The 16,849-nt window shown below is 61.8% G+C and carries 13 protein-coding genes; 2 read left to right on the plus strand and 11 right to left on the minus strand.

Going from position 1 to position 16,849, the window contains the following annotated elements; all coding sequences use genetic code 11:
- Positions 1-42: 42 nt before the first annotated feature.
- The 5 genes from C5L12_RS00975 to C5L12_RS00995 form a co-directional block, all read right to left on the minus strand.
- Positions 43-477: an EF-hand domain-containing protein gene (locus C5L12_RS00975; RefSeq protein ID WP_105370138.1), complete on the minus strand. Its 435-nt coding sequence runs from the start codon at positions 475-477 to the stop codon at positions 43-45.
- A 97-nt stretch (positions 478-574) separates the two neighbouring features.
- Entirely contained in the window at positions 575-2,797 is a 2,223-nt protein-coding gene (locus tag C5L12_RS00980) for a copper-transporting P-type ATPase (protein WP_105370353.1), read from the minus strand.
- Positions 2,798-2,861: 64 nt separating this feature from the next.
- The gene (locus tag C5L12_RS00985) at positions 2,862-4,355 is read right to left on the minus strand and encodes a multicopper oxidase family protein (RefSeq protein WP_105370354.1); all 1,494 of its coding nucleotides are present in this window, start codon (positions 4,353-4,355) and stop codon (positions 2,862-2,864) included.
- A 109-nt stretch (positions 4,356-4,464) separates the two neighbouring features.
- On the minus strand, positions 4,465-4,839 hold the full coding sequence (locus C5L12_RS00990; RefSeq protein WP_105370139.1) for a hypothetical protein: 375 nt from the start codon (positions 4,837-4,839) through the stop codon (positions 4,465-4,467).
- A gap of 22 nt (positions 4,840-4,861) precedes the next feature.
- The gene (locus C5L12_RS00995) at positions 4,862-5,167 is read right to left on the minus strand and encodes a hypothetical protein (RefSeq protein WP_105370140.1); all 306 of its coding nucleotides are present in this window, start codon (positions 5,165-5,167) and stop codon (positions 4,862-4,864) included.
- 403 nt (positions 5,168-5,570) lie between these two features.
- Here C5L12_RS00995 and C5L12_RS01000 point away from each other — a divergent pair, with 403 nt between their 5' ends.
- Positions 5,571-7,490: a PhoX family protein gene (locus tag C5L12_RS01000; protein WP_105370141.1), complete on the plus strand. Its 1,920-nt coding sequence runs from the start codon at positions 5,571-5,573 to the stop codon at positions 7,488-7,490.
- A gap of 264 nt (positions 7,491-7,754) precedes the next feature.
- Here the strand turns inward: C5L12_RS01000 and mmsB are convergent, their stop codons facing one another.
- The 6 genes from mmsB to araD1 all read right to left on the minus strand — a co-directional run bounded on the left by mmsB (position 7,755) and on the right by araD1 (position 15,491).
- Complete coding sequence (gene mmsB / locus C5L12_RS01005; protein ID WP_105370142.1) at positions 7,755-8,945, minus strand: multiple monosaccharide ABC transporter permease; 1,191 nt, start codon at positions 8,943-8,945, stop codon at positions 7,755-7,757.
- Between the two features lie 2 nt (positions 8,946-8,947).
- On the minus strand, positions 8,948-10,504 hold the full coding sequence (gene mmsA, locus C5L12_RS01010) for a multiple monosaccharide ABC transporter ATP-binding protein (RefSeq protein WP_105370143.1): 1,557 nt from the start codon (positions 10,502-10,504) through the stop codon (positions 8,948-8,950).
- 60 nt (positions 10,505-10,564) lie between these two features.
- Positions 10,565-11,611 carry a multiple monosaccharide ABC transporter substrate-binding protein gene (gene chvE, locus C5L12_RS01015; RefSeq protein WP_425350724.1) on the minus strand — a complete coding sequence of 349 codons (1,047 nt, stop codon included), beginning with the start codon at positions 11,609-11,611 and terminating at the stop codon, positions 10,565-10,567.
- A 106-nt stretch (positions 11,612-11,717) separates the two neighbouring features.
- Positions 11,718-13,562, minus strand: a complete 1,845-nt coding sequence (locus C5L12_RS01020; RefSeq protein WP_105370145.1) for an IlvD/Edd family dehydratase — start codon at positions 13,560-13,562, stop codon at positions 11,718-11,720.
- Positions 13,563-13,564: 2 nt separating this feature from the next.
- Positions 13,565-14,491 (minus strand): Gfo/Idh/MocA family protein, encoded by a 927-nt coding sequence (locus C5L12_RS01025; protein ID WP_105370146.1) that lies wholly within the window; start codon positions 14,489-14,491, stop codon positions 13,565-13,567.
- A 7-nt stretch (positions 14,492-14,498) separates the two neighbouring features.
- Entirely contained in the window at positions 14,499-15,491 is a 993-nt protein-coding gene (araD1, locus tag C5L12_RS01030; RefSeq protein ID WP_105370147.1) for an AraD1 family protein, read from the minus strand.
- 324 nt (positions 15,492-15,815) lie between these two features.
- On the opposite strand from araD1, the gene ytfQ reads away from it, so the two are divergent.
- Positions 15,816-16,775 (plus strand): galactofuranose ABC transporter, galactofuranose-binding protein YtfQ, encoded by a 960-nt coding sequence (ytfQ, locus tag C5L12_RS01035; RefSeq protein WP_105370148.1) that lies wholly within the window; start codon positions 15,816-15,818, stop codon positions 16,773-16,775.
- Positions 16,776-16,849 lie beyond the last annotated feature (74 nt).

The following is a 16,849-nucleotide window of genomic DNA, read 5'->3' on the forward strand; positions in this document are numbered from 1 at the left end:
CGGTGGACATTGCCGCCGATCCCGTCGTCGCCGGTCCGATGCTTATTGCTGCCAGAACGCCTGCATCTCTTCGGGCGTTACCTTGCTGTCCTTGTTCGCATCCACGCTGTCGAAGATCCGCTTGTGGACTGCCGCCACCTCCTCGAAGGACAGCGCGCCGTCCCCGTCGGTGTCGGCGATCGCGAACATGATCTTCATCATCTGTCCGCGCATGCCCATCTGCCGCATTCCTCCCATCATGCCGGGCTGCATCATCATGCCTCGCCCCATCATTCCGCCCGGCATCATGTCGGAGCCGGGCATGGTCCCCTGGCTTTGTCCGGCCATGCCGTCCGTCCCCGAAGGCGGGGCGGCCTGCGACGAGTCCGCCGGATGATGCGGATCCGCTCCGCTCGTCTGCGCGAGGGCAAAACCTGCACTCCCGAAGGCGATCGCCGCGGCCAGCAGGACAGCGGTTGGAATTGTTGTGGTTCTCATGTCGTTTCTCCTTTGGATTGGTCTGTATCCGCCTGCCCCCTGAAGTGGGACAGGATGAATTCGAATGTCGTGTCCGGCGAACGCGCCGCCGGGCCACCTAGTCGATCGATGAGCGACGCAGCCTGAGCGAGTTGGCGATGACGCTTACCGAAGAGAGCGCCATGGCGGCGGCCGCAATGATCGGCGACAACAGCAGCCCGAAGGCCGGGTAGAGCACGCCCGCCGCGACGGGCACGCCCGCGGCGTTGTAGACGAAGGCGAAGAACAGGTTCTGGCGGATGTTGCTCATGGTCGCGTGACTGAGCTTGCGCGCCCTTGCGATCCCTTGCAGGTCGCCTTTCAGCAGCGTCACCCCAGCGCTCTCGATCGCAACGTCCGTTCCCGTGCCCATGGCGATGCCGACATCGGCCGCGGCAAGCGCCGGCGCATCATTGACCCCGTCTCCAGCCATGGCCACGACGCGCCCTTCGCTTCGAAGCCGCGCGACCACCCTTCCTTTGTCTTCCGGCAGGATCTCGGCCTCCACCTCGTCGATGCCGAGTCTTCTCGCCACCGCCTGTGCCGTCGTTCTGTTATCGCCAGTCAGCATGACGACCCGGATATTCTCCTCCTTCAGCGAGCGCAGGGCGGCGGGCGTCGTCGCCTTGACGGGATCGGCAATGGCAATAAGGCCGCCGACTTTGCCGTCGACGGCGACGTAGATCACCGTTGCCCCCTCTCCTCGCAAGATCTCGGCCTCGCCCATGAGAGCCGACAGGTCGATCCCCATTTCCGCCATGATCCGATGGCTGCCGATGACGAGCTTTTTGCCGTCGACGGTCCCGGTGACGCCTTTACCGACCGGGCTGTCGAAGTCGCGCGCCTCGCCCAAAGCGATCTCTCTCTCCTTGGCTGCAGCGACGATGGCCGCGGCAAGCGGATGCTCGCTGGCACGTTCGAGGGTGGCGGCCAGTCTCAGAAGCTCCGTCTCTATAAAGCCGTCTATCGCCTTCAGCGCCGTGACCTTTGGCCTGCCTTCCGTCAGGGTGCCGGTTTTGTCGACCACCAGCGTGTCGATCTTCTCGAAACGCTCCAGCGCCTCGGCGTTCTTGATGAGGACACCCATCCCCGCGCCGCGCCCGACACCGACCATGATCGACATCGGGGTTGCCAGTCCGAGAGCGCAGGGGCAGGCGATGATCAGCACGGCGACGGCAGCGACGAGGCCGTGGGCGAAGCGAGGTTCCGGTCCCCAGATGCCCCAGGCGACGAAGGCCGCCATCGCGATAAGGATCACCACGGGAACGAACCAGCCCGACACCTGGTCGGCCAGACGTTGTATCGGTGCGCGGGAGCGCTGGGCATCCGCGACCATGTGCACGATCTGCGCAAGCATGGTATCGCGTCCGACCTTGCCCGCCCGCATAACGAAACCGCCGCTCTGGTTGAGCGTGCCGCCGATCAGCTTTGCGCCGACCTCCTTCGTCACCGGCATGGATTCCCCGGTGATCATGGATTCGTCGACGGAGCTGCGCCCCTCGACCAGTTCCCCGTCAACCGGCACCTTTTCGCCCGGCCGGACCCGCAGGCGGTCGCCGACCACCACGACGTCGAGGCTGACGTCCTCGTCCGAGCCGTCATTTCCGACACGGCGGGCCGTCTTCGGCGCGAGGTCCAGCAGCGCCCGGATGGCGCCGCCGGTCTGCTCCCGCGCCCTGAGTTCCAGAACCTGCCCCAAGAGCACGAGGACTGTGATGACAGACGCCGCCTCGAAGTAGATCGCAACGGAACCGTCAGCGGCGCGGAAGGTGTCCGGAAAGATGCCGGGCACGACCGTGGCGACGACGCTGTAGACCCAGGCGACACCCGTTCCCATCGCGATCAGTGTGAACATGTTGAGGCTGCGATTGACGAGCGAAGCCCAGGCTCGCTCGAAGAACGGCCATCCCGCCCAGAGGACGACTGGCGTCGCAAGCGCGAGCTGGATCCAGTTCGAAAGCTGCGCCCCGAGCAGCATGTGAAGGTTGGTGAGATGGCTCCCCATCTCCAGAGCGAGGACCGGCAACGTCAGCACAAGCCCGATCCAGAACCTGCGGGTCATGTCCAAGAGTTCAGGACTTGCTCCCGCCGCTTCGGTCGCGACTTCCGGTTCCAGCGTCATCCCGCAAATCGGGCAGTTGCCGGGGCCAAGCTGCCTGATCTGCGGATGCATCGGGCAGGTGTAGATCACGTCCGCCTCAGGCTCTGGTTTGACGCTCGTCTTCGAGGCGGGCTTCTTCTCTTCGTGGAGGTGGCCGCTTCGGGAATGGGAATGGCCTGCATGCGTGTGATGATCAGTCATGGATTGCTTCATGAGAATGTCTCGTCGATTTGTTTCGGGAAGGGCTTCGCAGTCATCAACCGCGTCAACCGATGCCGTCATAGGTCACGTAAGCCATCATTCCCGTCGCCATGTGGTAGAGGTGATGGCAATGAAGCGGCCAGCGGCCGGGATTGTCGGCGTCGAATGCCAGGACGACGCTCGCCATCGGCGGCAGCAGCACGGTATCCCTGACGGCTCCTGCGACCGGCGCTCCATTGACGGCGCGTACCTGGAAATGGTGGCCGTGCAGGTGCATCGGATGCGCCATCATCGAGGTATTGCTGATCACCACTTCGATCCGCTCGCCGCGCTTCACGACAAGACCGTCCGCGCCATCGATTCCCCAGGTGTAGGCTGCCATGTCGCCCGTCAACGAAAGTTCGAAGCGGCGGTCCGCCGCGCGGGCTGCCAGCGGGATGACGGGATGCAGCCGCTGTTCGAGATCGAGCCCGAGGACCGGCCCCCTCGCCTCGCCATCAACGGCGATCCTGCGAATATCCGCACCCGCGGTGGCAAGGATGATGCCCGTCCGTTCCACGGCTCCCTCGCGCAACGCGAGGACGGGAAACGCACCGCCGTTCTTCGGAATGCTGATGCGGATATCGAGACGCTGACCCATGGAGACAGGGAAAGACGTCCCCGTGACCGGCTGCACGCCCTGCCCGTCGACGGCGACCAATTCCGCGGAAAGGCTGCCCGTGTCGATGGTGAAGGCAGTCGCCGTGGCGCCGTTGATGATGCGCAAACGAACCTGGCCGCCTTTCTCGACCCTTACGACATCGGGACCGTCGAGCGTCCGGTCGTTGGCGAGATAGGCGTCATATTCGATGTCGTTGAGGTCCATCGCCGACGTGGCCGCCATCGGCATGCCCATCGTCGACATGCCCGTCATCGGCATCTGATGCCCCTGCATAGTCTTCATTGTCTGCATCATGCCCTGATGGCCAGACCGCATGCCATGCCCGGCGCTCACACCCTTCAGCCCTTCAAGCAGTTCCTCCGGGGATTTGAACGAGAAGTCATGGAGCAGGATCACGACCTCCTGCTCGTCGCGGGCGCGATCTTCGGCAGTCCGCACGATCAGCGGTGCAGCGAGGAGGTTCTGCTCCTGCAGCGTATGGGCATGCATCCAATGCGTGCCACCCGCGCCGACCGGGAAGGTGTAGCGGCGGGTCTCGGACGGCTTCAGGAGTGCGGCCGGGTTGTCGGGCACGCCGTCGGCCGCCCAGGGCGGCGTCAGACCGTGCCAGTGGATCAGGGTGGGCTGGTCGACAGCGCTCGACAGCGCGACATCGAATTCCGTTCCGGCATCCAGCGTCAGCCCCGAACTGCCGTCTGGCTGGACGAGGCCGAAGACGCGGGCAGACTTGCCCCTGACGTCTATGGTCCTGTATCCGACGGAGAGGCTGCGAGGCGCTCCCTGTGCAGATGTGGATCTTGCGTCCTGCGAAAAGGCGCGGACGGGACGGAGGGCGGCCGATGTGCCAAGCGCTGCTGCGCCGACCATCAGGCCGTTAAGAAAATCACGGCGGTTCATTGCAATTGGTCCTGTTTCCGGATCGGCTGCGCCGATCATTGGTCTTGGGCACCCGTGAGGAAGCCCGTGGAATTGGCCGGATGCCGCAACGGAGCGGCTTCCGGAATCCTCAGACCGGAAAACGGGGGGGACCAAGCGTCGGCGGAAGCGCCAGACCGTGGCCGGTCTGGTCGCGCCATGCAAAACGGAGGAAGGAGCCAAAGGCTGCCGGCGCCTCCGGCCTGTCCATATTCGTCAGGACGACACAGAAGCTGCATGGAACAGCGCAGCAGCTCTTGTGGTCGGGAATGTGAGGGCCGCCCTTGACCGAGGCGTGGACGGCCTCCTGGATCGAGGAGCGTTCGAAGCCGGAGTGCTCGTGAACGGAATGTTCATGGCACTGCATCGCCTGCACGCCTGCCGTCGGCGCGAAGAGAAGCGCAAGCCCGACCAGAACGGTCAGCACTGCGTTCATCCATGCGAACCTGCGGCGATCGGTTGCCATGCGTGCGGCTCCGTTCCCCTGATCAGCCGAAGCGACGGCTGATGGCGTTGAAGATAGTGCCGATCAACGCTCCCGCATAGCCCCCGAAGACGATACTCTGAACAACGCCCAGCGCCAGGCTCTGCAGATCGAAGCCGGTCAGTCCCAGATAGAACTGCAGCCAAGTCCGGTGCAGACCCCATTCCGGAGCGACGAAGCCGAGCAGCATGCACAGCAGAAACGAGATGGTAGCGAAGGAGGCAAGTGTGGCGGCAAGGACTGGAACGGAGACATGCGCGGACACTGCCGGAGACGCCTCGGAACCAGGGTGCAGGATCGTGTTCACCATTGTAGATCCTCCGATGGGGCTGCTCGCGCAGCCATCACGACCCGACTACTTTGGACCCTTCCGACCGCGCATTCCTTGATTCAGGTCAACAATGCCGGAGCCCGCCGGACAAGAGTTCGCACGGCCCCGGACGCAACCATTCGAAATGGCGGATCCCTTCAAGAACAGAGCCGTGATCGGCCATGTTCGGCGGCGTCGAACCAATGGGCGCAGCCGGCGCCGGGTTCTGTGCACGACGCCAGGGACCGGCGCCCGGCCCTCCTGCTTCAAAAGGCATGCAATGGCTTTCCATGGGACAGATTTCGACCTGAACATGAATAACGGCCGCTCGTCATCCAGATGTATTATTCCGGAAGTACGCCGCTTGTTGCGATTGTTCCGAAAGCAACGATGGAGAACCACCATGACTGACGTCGACACCAGCAAACTGTCTTGGGACGAGTGGGACGAACTGCACAATCCGCCGCCGGCCGAGACCGAATTCGACCGCGTGGTGGAAAGTGCCCTTTCGCGGCGCGGCTTCCTCGGCGGTGTCCTTGCCATCGGCTCCGCCGCGGCTGCGATGGGCACGCTCGGCAACCTGATGTCGTCCACCTCTGCCCAGGCACAGCAGGCAGCCTCGGCCGGCCGCTTCGCGTTCAAGCCGATACCGGTCTTCACCGACAATACGATCCATGTACCCGAAGGTTACAGCTGGAAGCCGCTCGCCAAGTGGGGGCAGCCGCTGTTTAAGGGCGTGCCGGACGTTGACCCCGTGAAGGGTGTGAGCCTCAAAAACTCCGATAAGGTGTTTGGTGAAAACACCGACGGCATGGAACTCTTCGTTGTCGGCGACCACCAGCTGATCGCCGTCAACCACGAATATGTGAACCCCGAAATCAACCTGCCGCATCGCGAAAAGGGCACTCCGGCCAATCTCGATGAAGTGCGCATCCTGCAGAACATGCAGGGCGTCACCGTCATGGAAGTGGCCGAAGGGGAAAATGGCTGGGAGATCGTGCTCGACAGCCCGTTCAACCGTCGCATCCATCACAACACGCCGATGAAGCTCTCCGGCCCGGCCGCCGGCTCGGATCTCATCAAGACCGCAGCCGACCCGAACGGCACCGACTGTCTTGGGACCTTCAACAATTGCGGCGCCGGCCGCACGCCGTGGGGCACCTACCTCACCTGCGAAGAGAACTTCAACGGCTATTTCGGCACGACCGACGCCGCCTTCAAGCTGCCCGATGACTACAAGCGCTACGGCATCGTCGCCGAGACGCGTTATGCCTACGAGAAGTTCGACGAACGCTTCGACGTCGCCAAGAACCCGAACGAACCCCGCCGCGCCGGCTATATCGTCGAGATCGATCCGTCGGACGCCTCCTCGACCCCGGTCAAGCGCACGGCGCTTGGACGCATCAAGCATGAGAACGCCGCCGCCGTGGTCGCGCGCGACGGTCGCGTGGTCGTCTACATGGGCGACGACGAGCGTGGCGAATTCCTCTACAAGTTCGTCTCCAACGGCATCTATGTGCCGGGCGGCGACACCTCGAAGCTGCTCGACGAAGGCACGCTTTTCGTCGCCAAGTTCTCCGACGACGGCACGGGCGAATGGGTCGCGCTGACGCCGGAATCGACCGGCATGAAGATGGACGAGATCTGCGTCTTCACCCGCCAGGCCGCCTCCAAGGTCGGCGCCACCACCATGGACCGTCCGGAATGGGTAGCGATCAACCCGGTCGCCATCGAAGCCTATTGCGCGCTGACCAACAATTCGAACCGCGCCGTGAGCAAGGACGGCAAGATGAAGTCGAACGCCGGCGGCGACGTCATGGCGCTCAACGCGGCCAATCCGCGCGAGAAGAACGAGTACGGCCAGATCGTGCGCTGGTATCCGGAAAACGACGACCATGCCGACGGCAAGTTCAAGTGGGACCTGTTCGTCATGGCCGGCAATCCGGACGTGCACAAGGAAGGCCCTTATGCCGGTTCGTCCAACATCAACTCCGGCAACATGTTCAACTCGCCTGATGGCATGATGTTCGACTCGACCGGTCTCTTGTGGATCCAGACCGACGGCGAGGACACCAATGAGGGCGAATTCCTCGGTCAGGGCAACAACCAGATGCTCGCCGGCGATCCGGTCACCGGCCGCATCGAGCGTTTCCTGACCGCGCCCAAGGGCGCGGAAGTCACCGGCCAGACCTGGTCGGCCGACAAGCGCACCCACTTCGTCGGCATTCAGCATCCCGATGCTCCCTTCCCGGATGGCGAAGGCAAACTGCCACGCTCGACCGTGGTCGCAATCAAGCGCGACGACAATGCGCTCGTTGGATAGCCGCTAGATGCCACGAAACGGTTTGGGGGCGCTGGCGTCAGCGCCCCCGACACGGGCTGCGATGGCGTTGCCCTGGCCAGGGAGTGCGTAGGCGATACCTCGCTATGCCGCTGAATCTCATCTTCCGTCATTTGAAACTTGTTATCGCGGGACACTGATCCGCCCGGTCACGCCGCCCTCTTCGGCGCAGATCAATGCAAAAACGCCCGGAAGCGGCAGCCGCTTCCGGGCGTTTTTTTGATTGCCGATGCCTGTGTCAGGCTCTCAACGGCGCTGGTTATAGACGTCCACGCAGACGGCACCGAGAAGCACCAGCCCCTTGATGACCTGCTGGTAGTCGATGCCGATGCCGAGGATCGACATGCCGTTGTTCATCACGCCCATCAGGAATGCGCCGATGACGGCACCCGTCACCTTGCCGACGCCGCCATAGGCCGAGGCACCGCCGATGAAGCAGGCAGCGATGACGTCAAGCTCGAAGCCGGAGCCGGCCTTCGGGGTTGCACTGTTGAGGCGGGCCGCGACGACGAGGCCGCCGAGCGCTGCCAGAACGCCCATGTTGACGAATGTCCAGAAGACGAGGCGCGTGGTCTTGATGCCGGAGAGTTCGGCAGCGCGGGCGTTGCCGCCGACCGCGTAGATCTGCCGCCCGATGATGGTGCGGTTGGTGAAGAAGCCGTAGGCCGCGACCAGCACCGCCATGATGATCAGCACGTTCGGCATGCCGCGGTGCGACGAGATCAGATAAGCGACATAGCCGATCGCGGCCAGAACCACGATGTTCTTGCCGATGAAGAAGCCCATCGGTTCGCTCTCCACGCCGTGCGAGATGCGGCGGGCGCGGCTGCGGAAGTTCTGCCAGACGAGCGCTGCGGCAAGCAGCAGGCCGAGAATGAACGAGGTCAGGTAGACGCCGCCATCGGAGGAGATGAGCTCGACGACATAGCCGGACGACAGCTTCTGAAAGATCGGCGGGAACGGACCGATAGCCTGGCTGCCGAGAATGGCGATCATGAAGCCGCGGAAGACAAGCATGCCCGCCAGCGTCACGATGAAGGACGGTATCTTGAAATAGGCGACAAAGTAGCCTTGAATGGCGCCGATGAGCCCGCCGACCACGAGGCAGATCACGATCGAGCTCGCGAAATCAAAGCCCCACCGGACCATCAGAAGCCCGGCCAGGCCGCCGATGAAGCCGGCAACCGAGCCGACCGAGAGGTCGATATGGCCCGTCACGATCACCATCAGCATACCAAGCGCCATGATGACGATATAGCTGTTTTGCAGGACGATATTGGTTACGTTGAGCGGCTTGAGGAGAATGCCACCGGTCGCGAACTGGAAGAAGATGACGATCACGACCAGCGAGATCAGCATCCCATAGTCGCGCAGGTTATCTTTCCAGAAACTCGTTGCCAGCTTGGGAGCGGTGATTGCTTCCTGCGGGGTGGTCATGATTATCTCCCTTTGCGACGCATGATGGCGCGCATGATATTTTCCTGCGTTGCCTGCTCGCCGGCCACTTCGCCGACGAACTCACCCTCATGCATCACCATGATTCTATCACAGGTGCCGATCAGTTCTGGCATTTCGGACGAGATCACGATGACGGCTTTTCCGGCATCCGCAAGTTCGTTGATGATGGAATAGATTTCGTACTTTGCGCCGACATCGATGCCACGCGTTGGCTCATCCAGGATCAGGATGTCGGGCCCGGTGAACAGCCATTTCGACAGCACCACCTTCTGCTGGTTGCCGCCGGAGAGCTTGCCGGTTTCCTGGTAAACGGTATGGCTGCGGATCCGCATCCGGGTGCGGAACTCCTGGGCCACCTTCATTTCCTGGATGTCGTCGATGACCCCGCGGTTCGAGACGCCGCCGAGATGCGCAAGCGAGATGTTCTTGCGGATGTCTTCCGCCAGAATGAGCCCCAGGTGCTTGCGGTCTTCGGTCACATAGGCGAGACCCGCCTTGATGGCGCGATGCACGTCCGACGTATCGACTTCCTTGCCGTGGATCTTCACCGTGCCCGTGATGTCGCGGCCGTAAGTGCGGCCGAAGACGCTCATGGCGAATTCGGTGCGGCCGGCGCCCATGAGGCCCGAAATACCGACGACCTCGCCGGCGCGGACCTTCATGGATACATTCTTGACAACCTGCCGGCTTGCGTGCAGCGGATGATAGACGGACCAGTTTTCGACTTCGAAGATGACCTCGCCGATCTTGGGGGTGCGGGCCGGATAACGGCTTTCGAGGTCGCGGTCGACCATTCGGCGGACGATCTCATCCTCGTCGACGGTGCCTTCGTGGCAGTCGAGCGTGCCGACGGTCCGGCCGTCGCGCAGAACGGTGATGCGGTCAGCGACCTCTGTGATCTCGTTCAGCTTGTGGCTGATCATGATCGAGGTGATGCCGTTGCGGCGGAATTCCTTGAGCAGTTCGAGAAGTGCTGCGCTGTCGGTTTCGTTGAGCGACGCAGTCGGCTCGTCCAGGATCAGCAGGCGCACTTCCTTCGACAGCGCCTTGGCAATTTCTACCAGCTGCTGCTTGCCGACGCCAAGATTGGTGATGAGTGTTTCCGGCGCTTCGGTGAGCCCGACCTTGGCCAGGAGCTGCTTGGTGAGCCTGTAGCGCTCGTCGCGGTCGATCACGCCGTATTTGGATGGCGCCTTGGCGAGAAAGATATTCTCGGCAATCGACATCAGCGGAATGAGGGCAAGCTCCTGGTGAATGATGATGATGCCGAGCTTTTCGGAATCGTTGATGTCGCGGAAGTGCCGCTCCTCCCCATCGAAGAGGATCGAACCTTCGTAGGAGCCATGCGGATAGACTCCCGAAAGCACCTTCATCAACGTTGATTTACCGGCTCCGTTTTCGCCGACGAGCGCATGTATCTCGCCTTCCTTGACGGTGAAACTGACATCGGAAAGCGCCTTGACGGCGCCAAAGCTCTTCGAAATGCCCCGCATCTCGAGGATCGGCGGCTTTTCGGGAAGAGAGACGGGATCGAGCATGATCACTCCGCAATAAGAAAGCCCGCGCAGCGGATGGCTCCGCTGCGCGGGTCGATGAGATTACTTGACCTGAGCTTCGGTGTAGTAACCGCTGCCGATCAGGATTTCTTTCCAGTTGGTCTTGTCGACGATAACCGGCTTCAGCAGGTAGGACGGAACGACCTTCTTGCCGTTGTCGTAGGTCTTCGTGTCGTTCACCTGGGGCTCCTTGCCGCTCATGACCGCATCCACCATGTCGACAGTCACTTTAGCAAGTTCGCGGGTATCCTTGAAGATGGTGGAATACTGTTCGCCAGCAAGGATCGACTTGACCGACGGAACTTCCGCGTCCTGGCCGGTTACGATCGGCATCGGCATGTCGCCGCTGCCGTAACCGACACCCTTCAGAGAAGACAGGATGCCGATGGAGATGCCGTCATAGGGAGACAGAACGCCGTTCAGCTTCTTGTCGGAATAGGTAGACGACAGAATTGCGTCCATGCGGGCCTGTGCCGTCGCGCCGTCCCAACGAAGGGTCGCAACCTGGTCCATGCCGGTCTGGCCGCTGCCGACGACCAGCGTACCCTTGTCGATCAGCGGCTGAAGCACGCTCATCGCGCCGTTGTAGAAGAAGTAGGCGTTGTTGTCGTCCGGAGAACCGCCGAAGAGTTCGATGTTGAACGGACCCTTTTCGGTGTCGGCCTTCAGGCCCTTCACGAGCGACGTCGCCTGCTGCACGCCGACCTGGAAGTTGTCGAAGGTGGCGTAGTAGTCGACGTTCGGCGTGTCACGGATCAGGCGGTCATAAGCGATGACCTTGATCTTCTGGTCAGCAGCCTGCTGCAGAACGTCAGAAAGCGTCGTGCCGTCGATCGACGCAACGACGAGAACCTTGGCACCTTTGGTGATCATGTTCTCGATCTGTGAAAGCTGGTTCGGAACGTCGTCTTCCGCATACTGCAGATCGACCTGATAGCCGCGCTCCTTGAGAACCTTCACCATGTTGTCGCCGTCGGCGATCCAGCGCGCCGAAGACTTGGTCGGCATGGCGACGCCGACGAGACCCTTTTCCTGGGCTGCGGCAGGCGCAGCAAAGGCCAGGCCCGCCAGCATGGCGGCCGTGGTCATATATTTCAAGATGCTCATGTAGTACTCCTCCTTGAGGTCGGCTCCCCTTGAGCCGCCGTAGCTAAGGTTAGGGCGGCCCCCCGCCGCCCCTGGGGATCGTTACCGATCAGTGGTTATCGCGCGGCAGCCCGGCTGTCTGGGCGATCCGCTGGTATTTGACGGCCGGTTCAAGAACCGCGCCGGTTTCCATCTGACCTACGATGCCTCGCTGGATTTCCTGCCAGGGGGTCTGATGCTTCGGATAGTGGTAACCACCGTTTGCTTCCAAAGCCTTACGGCGTTCGGTTAATTCTTCGTCAGAGATCAGGATGTTGGCCGTGCCCCGTCCGAGATCGATGCGCACGCGGTCACCGGTCCGCAGCAGCGCAAGACCGCCACCCGCCGCCGCTTCCGGCGAAGCATTAAGGATGGACGGGCTGCCCGACGTGCCGGACTGACGTCCGTCGCCGATGCAGGCGAGCGACGAAATACCCTTCTTCAGGAGGTAATCGGGCGCGCGCATGTTCACGACTTCCGCCGCTCCAGGATAACCGATCGGGCCGGCGCCGCGCATGAAGAGGACGGTATGCTCGTCGATCTCCAGCGACGGATCGTCGATCCGGTGGTGATAATCCTCCGGTCCGTCGAATACCACGGCCCGGCCCTCGAATGCCTCCGGGTCGGCCGGGTTCGACAGATAACGTTCGCGGAATTCCGGCGAAATGACGCTGGTCTTCATGATCGCGGACGAGAAGAGATTGCCGCGCAGCACGCGGAAGCCGGCCCGCTCCTTGAGCGGCTCTTCGTAGCGGCGGATAACCTTGGCATCCTCGATAATGGCGCCGCGGCAGTTCTCGCCGATCGTCTTGCCGTTCACGGTCATAGCGTCCTCGTGAATGAGGCCCTGTTCCATGAGCTGGTTGACGACCGCCGGCACGCCGCCCGCGTGGTAATAATCTTCGCCGAGATATTCGCCGGCCGGCTGGAGGTTGACCAGCAGCGGCACCTCTTCACCATAGGTCTGCCAGTCGTCGACGGTGAGTTCGACGCCGATATGGCGGGCCAGCGCATTCAGATGGATCGGGGCATTGGTGGAGCCGCCGATCGCGGAATTGACGCGGATCGCGTTGATGAAGGCTTCCTTGGTCAGGATATCGGAAGGCTTCAGATCTTCCTTCACCATCTCGACGATGCGAAGGCCGGTCAGATAGGAAACCTCCTGGCGGTCGCGGTAAGGTGCCGGGATGGCCGCCGAACCCGGCAGCTGCATGCCAAGCGCCTCGGCCAGCGAATTCATCGTCGTTGCCGTGCCCATGGTGTTGCAGTAACCGGTAGACGGCGCCGACGACGCGACCAGCTTGACGAAGCCCGCATAATCGATCTCGCCCTTTGCGAGCAGCTCGCGGGCTTTCCAGACGATCGTGCCCGAACCGGTGCGCTCGCCGCGGAACCATCCGTTCAACATAGGCCCGACCGACAGAGCGATCGCGGGAATGTTGACGGTCGCAGCAGCCATGAGACAGGCCGGGGTCGTCTTGTCGCAGCCGATGGTGAGGACGACGCCATCGAGCGGATAGCCGTAGAGCACCTCGACGAGGCCGAGATAGGCAAGATTGCGGTCGAGGCCTGCCGTCGGGCGCTTGCCGGTCTCCTGGATCGGATGGACCGGGAATTCGATCGCTATGCCGCCGGCTTCCCGGATGCCTTCGCGCAGGCGGTGCGCAAGCTCGAGGTGATGGCGGTTGCACGGAGAGAGGTCGGAGCCGGTCTGCGCGATACCAATGATCGGCCGATCCGACTGAAGTTCTGCCTGGCTGAGGCCGAAATTCATGTAGCGCTCGAGATAAAGCGCCGTCATGTCGACATTCGCCGGGTTGTCGAACCAGGCGCGCGAGCGGAGCTTCTTCACCTCCTGGCGGCGGTGCTCGGTTTCGGCGATCTCATTGGATGGAGCGTTCTCTGAATTGCTCATAATCAGTCCTCGAATGCATCTGTTTGAATGCGCCGGCCCAGCATGAAGGCATCGGCGACATGCACCAGCGGCGAAAAGTCGGCATCACTCCGGCCGGCAGCCACCAATGCTACGAAATCACGATAAAGGTTACGGTACTCGCGGTCCTCTTCGAGAATCGCGTTTTGACCATCGACAAAAAGCCGGCTGCCGCCATGCGTCAAAACGACCGGGCCCTCGTCGGTCTCAACTCGAATATCCCATGTCTGTGGGCCAGTCTGCCGCCAGTCGAATTCCGCCGCCACCGGAAGCCCGCTATCGGTCTCGAATGCAAGGCTGGCGGCGATCGGTGCCGCGCGGTTGGCCGGGAAGGTCAGCTCGGACCGGGTGAGGTGGAATTTTTCCGGCATGATTTGAGTGACGATCGACAATGCATTGATGCCCGGATCGAATACCCCGAGACCGCCCGGCTCCCAGATCCAGGCCTGACCCGGATGCCAGTGACGGACGTCTTCCTTCCACTCCACAGCCACGCTGCGGATCTTTCGCGTGGCGAGCAGCGCGCGTGCCGGCTCGACTGCGGCAGCGGCGCGCGAATGCCAGGTCGAAAACAGCGTCAACCCTTTCGCCCTTGCGAGTGCCTCCAAGGCGTAGACCTCGGACAGCGTCGCGCCCGGCGGCTTTTCGAGCATCACGTGCTTGCCGGCGTCGAGCGCCGCCTTGGCCTGCTCGAAGCGCCCTTGCGGCGGCGTACAGAGAGAAACGGCGTCAACTTCCACGCCCGATGCAAGCAGATCGCCGATTTCGTGGAAACAGGCGACGCCGTCGAGCTGGGCATGGCGGCTTGCGACGGCTACAAGCTCGATGCCGTCGGTCGCCTTGATCGCGCCGAGATGCTGATCTCTTGCGATTTTTCCGAGACCGACGATGGCAAGACGAATGGAAGCCATGGGACCCTCAGAGCTTCTTGATCGTAACCGGCTTGTCGGCGGCAACCGTCAGGCGGTTGACGAGCGGCAGCTTGAAGGGAGCCGCAGCGATCTCGAACACGTCACCTGGCTCCGTCTTGATCCCTTCCGAGAAGGAAAGCGTAGCCGTACCGAAGAAGTGGACATGCAGATCGCCCGGTTCGCGGAACAGCTCATATTTGAAATTGTGATGCTCGAGATTGGCGATCGTATGAGACATGTTCGCCTCCCCGGAAAGGAAGGGCTTCTCGAAGATCACCTGATCGCCGCGACGGACCCGCGACGTGCCCTCTACATGATCGGGCAGATCGCCGACAAGAAGCTCAGCGCCCAGCGAGGCCTGCCGAAGCTTCGAGTGGGCAAGCCAGAGATAGTTGCCTTTTTCGGTCACATGGTCGGAAAATTCGTTGGCAAGGCAGAAGCCGATGCGGAAGGGCGTACCGTCCGGTCCGATCAGATAGATGCCGGCAAGCTCCGGCTCTTCGCCGCCATCGAGCGCGAAGGCGGGCGAAACGAGATCTTCGCCGGTTGCGCGCAACTGCGAGCCATTGCCCTTGTAGAACCATTCCGGCTGCGCGCCGATCTGCCCCGGACCAGGCTTGCCGCCCTCGACACCCATGAGGAACATGCGCATGGAATCGGTGGGCTTTTCCGAGGACTGAGCGGCCTTGTGCATCTTGTCGCGTCCGTCCGCGGAACCGAGATGGGTGAGCCCCGTCCCGGCTACGACGAAATGGCCGGGATCCGGATGCGTGATCGGCAGAGCAAGACGGCCCTCCTCGGCAGCCTTCTGAACATCCACGGCATCGCCCAGGCCCGCGGCATCGATGCGCTGCGCCAGCGTCTGGCCGGCGGCAATTGCCTGCTGAGCGAGCTCATATGTCGAAGAAACGCCCTGCACTATACGTGCAGCCCCTTCTCCATCCCATGCGACGACCTGCAGCTTGCCGCTGCCATCTTTAACCTGAAGAACGCGCAACATCGATTCCGTTACCCAATGATTTCATATTCTGCATGGCGTCTCCTGCCACCATGCGCCTCCCACCAGAACCTTCGGATCCGATGCAGTCATAAATACGACTATTGGATTGATCGCCCGCTTGTCAAGAACGATTGGGCAGCACTCCAAACGCCATGGAAATTTTTCCACATACAGATTCTTGATATATATCAATGAGTTAAAAAACAAGCACAGGTGCTAGAACTGAAGTTTCCCGCAACTTCATCAAAAATGCCTCTTGAAAAAGTAATATTATATGCTCATCCTCGGCTCCGTCAGTTTGCTTCATCTCTGGGAGGATTATAGATGAAAAGAGCACTCGCGGCGGTTACCGTCGCATTCGGCCTGGCACTTGCTTCGGGCGTATCCGCACAATCACTCACCGTTGGCTTCTCGCAGATCGGCTCCGAATCGGGCTGGCGTGCGGCTGAAACCACCGTTACCAAGCAGGAAGCGCAAAAACGTGGCGTGAATCTGAAATTTGCTGATGCGCAGCAGAAGCAGGAAAACCAGATCAAGGCCATCCGCGGCTTCATCGCCCAGGGCGTTGACGCCATCTTCGTGGCACCGGTCGTGGCGACCGGCTGGGACGCAGTCCTGAAGGAAGCCAAGGAAGAGAAAATCCCGGTCATCCTGCTCGATCGTGAGATCGATGCGCCGAAGGACCTCTACCTGACCGCTGTTACGTCCGACACCGTCTTCGAAGGCAAGGTCGCCGGCGAGTGGCTGGTCAAGGAAGTCGGCTCCAAGGATTGCAAGGTTGTTGAGCTTCAGGGCACGACTGGCTCCTCGCCCGCCATCAACCGCAAGAAAGGTTTTGATCAAGCGATTGCCGGCAAGAGCAATATCAAGATCGTCCGCTCGCAGACCGGCGACTTCACCCGCACCAAGGGTAAGGAAGTCATGGAAAGCTTCATCAAGGCCGAAGGCGGCGGCAAGGGTATCTGCGCGGTCTACGCCCACAACGACGACATGGCCGTCGGCGCCATCCAGGCTATCAAGGAAGCCGGCCTGAAGCCCGGCACCGACATCAAGATCGTCTCGATCGATGCCGTGCCGGATATCTTCCAGGCCATGGCCAAGGGCGAAGCCAACGCGACGGTGGAATTGACTCCGAACATGGCCGGCCCTGCCTTCGATGCACTCGAAGCCTATCTGAAGAACAAGAAAGAGCCGCCGAAGTGGATCCAAACGGAATCCAAGCTCTATACGGCCAAGGATGATCCGATGAAGGTCTATGAGGCCAAGAAGGGTCTCGGCTACTAAGTCCTCCCGCTGCCCGGCCTGCTCTTCATTCTGGGCCGGGCGCTAACTGAAACCGGAGCGGAGCCCCCATACCG

The sequence above is a fragment of the Neorhizobium huautlense genome (assembly GCF_002968575.1).
Lineage (GTDB): Bacteria > Pseudomonadota > Alphaproteobacteria > Rhizobiales > Rhizobiaceae > Neorhizobium > Neorhizobium huautlense.

Bases quoted from the DNA above. Each gene is read 5' to 3' on its own strand.
- C5L12_RS00975 (WP_105370138.1), bottom strand. From the start codon at position 477: ATGAGAACCACAACAATTCCAACCGCTGTCCTGCTGGCCGCGGCGATC.
- C5L12_RS00980 (WP_105370353.1), bottom strand. From the start codon at position 2,797: ATGACTGATCATCACACGCATGCAGGCCATTCCCATTCCCGAAGCGGC.
- C5L12_RS00985 (WP_105370354.1), bottom strand. From the start codon at position 4,355: ATGAACCGCCGTGATTTTCTTAACGGCCTGATGGTCGGCGCAGCAGCG.
- C5L12_RS00990 (WP_105370139.1), bottom strand. From the start codon at position 4,839: ATGGCAACCGATCGCCGCAGGTTCGCATGGATGAACGCAGTGCTGACC.
- C5L12_RS00995 (WP_105370140.1), bottom strand. From the start codon at position 5,167: ATGGTGAACACGATCCTGCACCCTGGTTCCGAGGCGTCTCCGGCAGTG.
- C5L12_RS01000 (WP_105370141.1), top strand. From the start codon at position 5,571: ATGACTGACGTCGACACCAGCAAACTGTCTTGGGACGAGTGGGACGAA.
- mmsB (WP_105370142.1), bottom strand. From the start codon at position 8,945: ATGACCACCCCGCAGGAAGCAATCACCGCTCCCAAGCTGGCAACGAGT.
- mmsA (WP_105370143.1), bottom strand. From the start codon at position 10,504: ATGCTCGATCCCGTCTCTCTTCCCGAAAAGCCGCCGATCCTCGAGATG.
- chvE (WP_425350724.1), bottom strand. From the start codon at position 11,611: ATGACCACGGCCGCCATGCTGGCGGGCCTGGCCTTTGCTGCGCCTGCC.
- C5L12_RS01020 (WP_105370145.1), bottom strand. From the start codon at position 13,562: ATGAGCAATTCAGAGAACGCTCCATCCAATGAGATCGCCGAAACCGAG.
- C5L12_RS01025 (WP_105370146.1), bottom strand. From the start codon at position 14,491: ATGGCTTCCATTCGTCTTGCCATCGTCGGTCTCGGAAAAATCGCAAGA.
- araD1 (WP_105370147.1), bottom strand. From the start codon at position 15,491: ATGTTGCGCGTTCTTCAGGTTAAAGATGGCAGCGGCAAGCTGCAGGTC.
- ytfQ (WP_105370148.1), top strand. From the start codon at position 15,816: ATGAAAAGAGCACTCGCGGCGGTTACCGTCGCATTCGGCCTGGCACTT.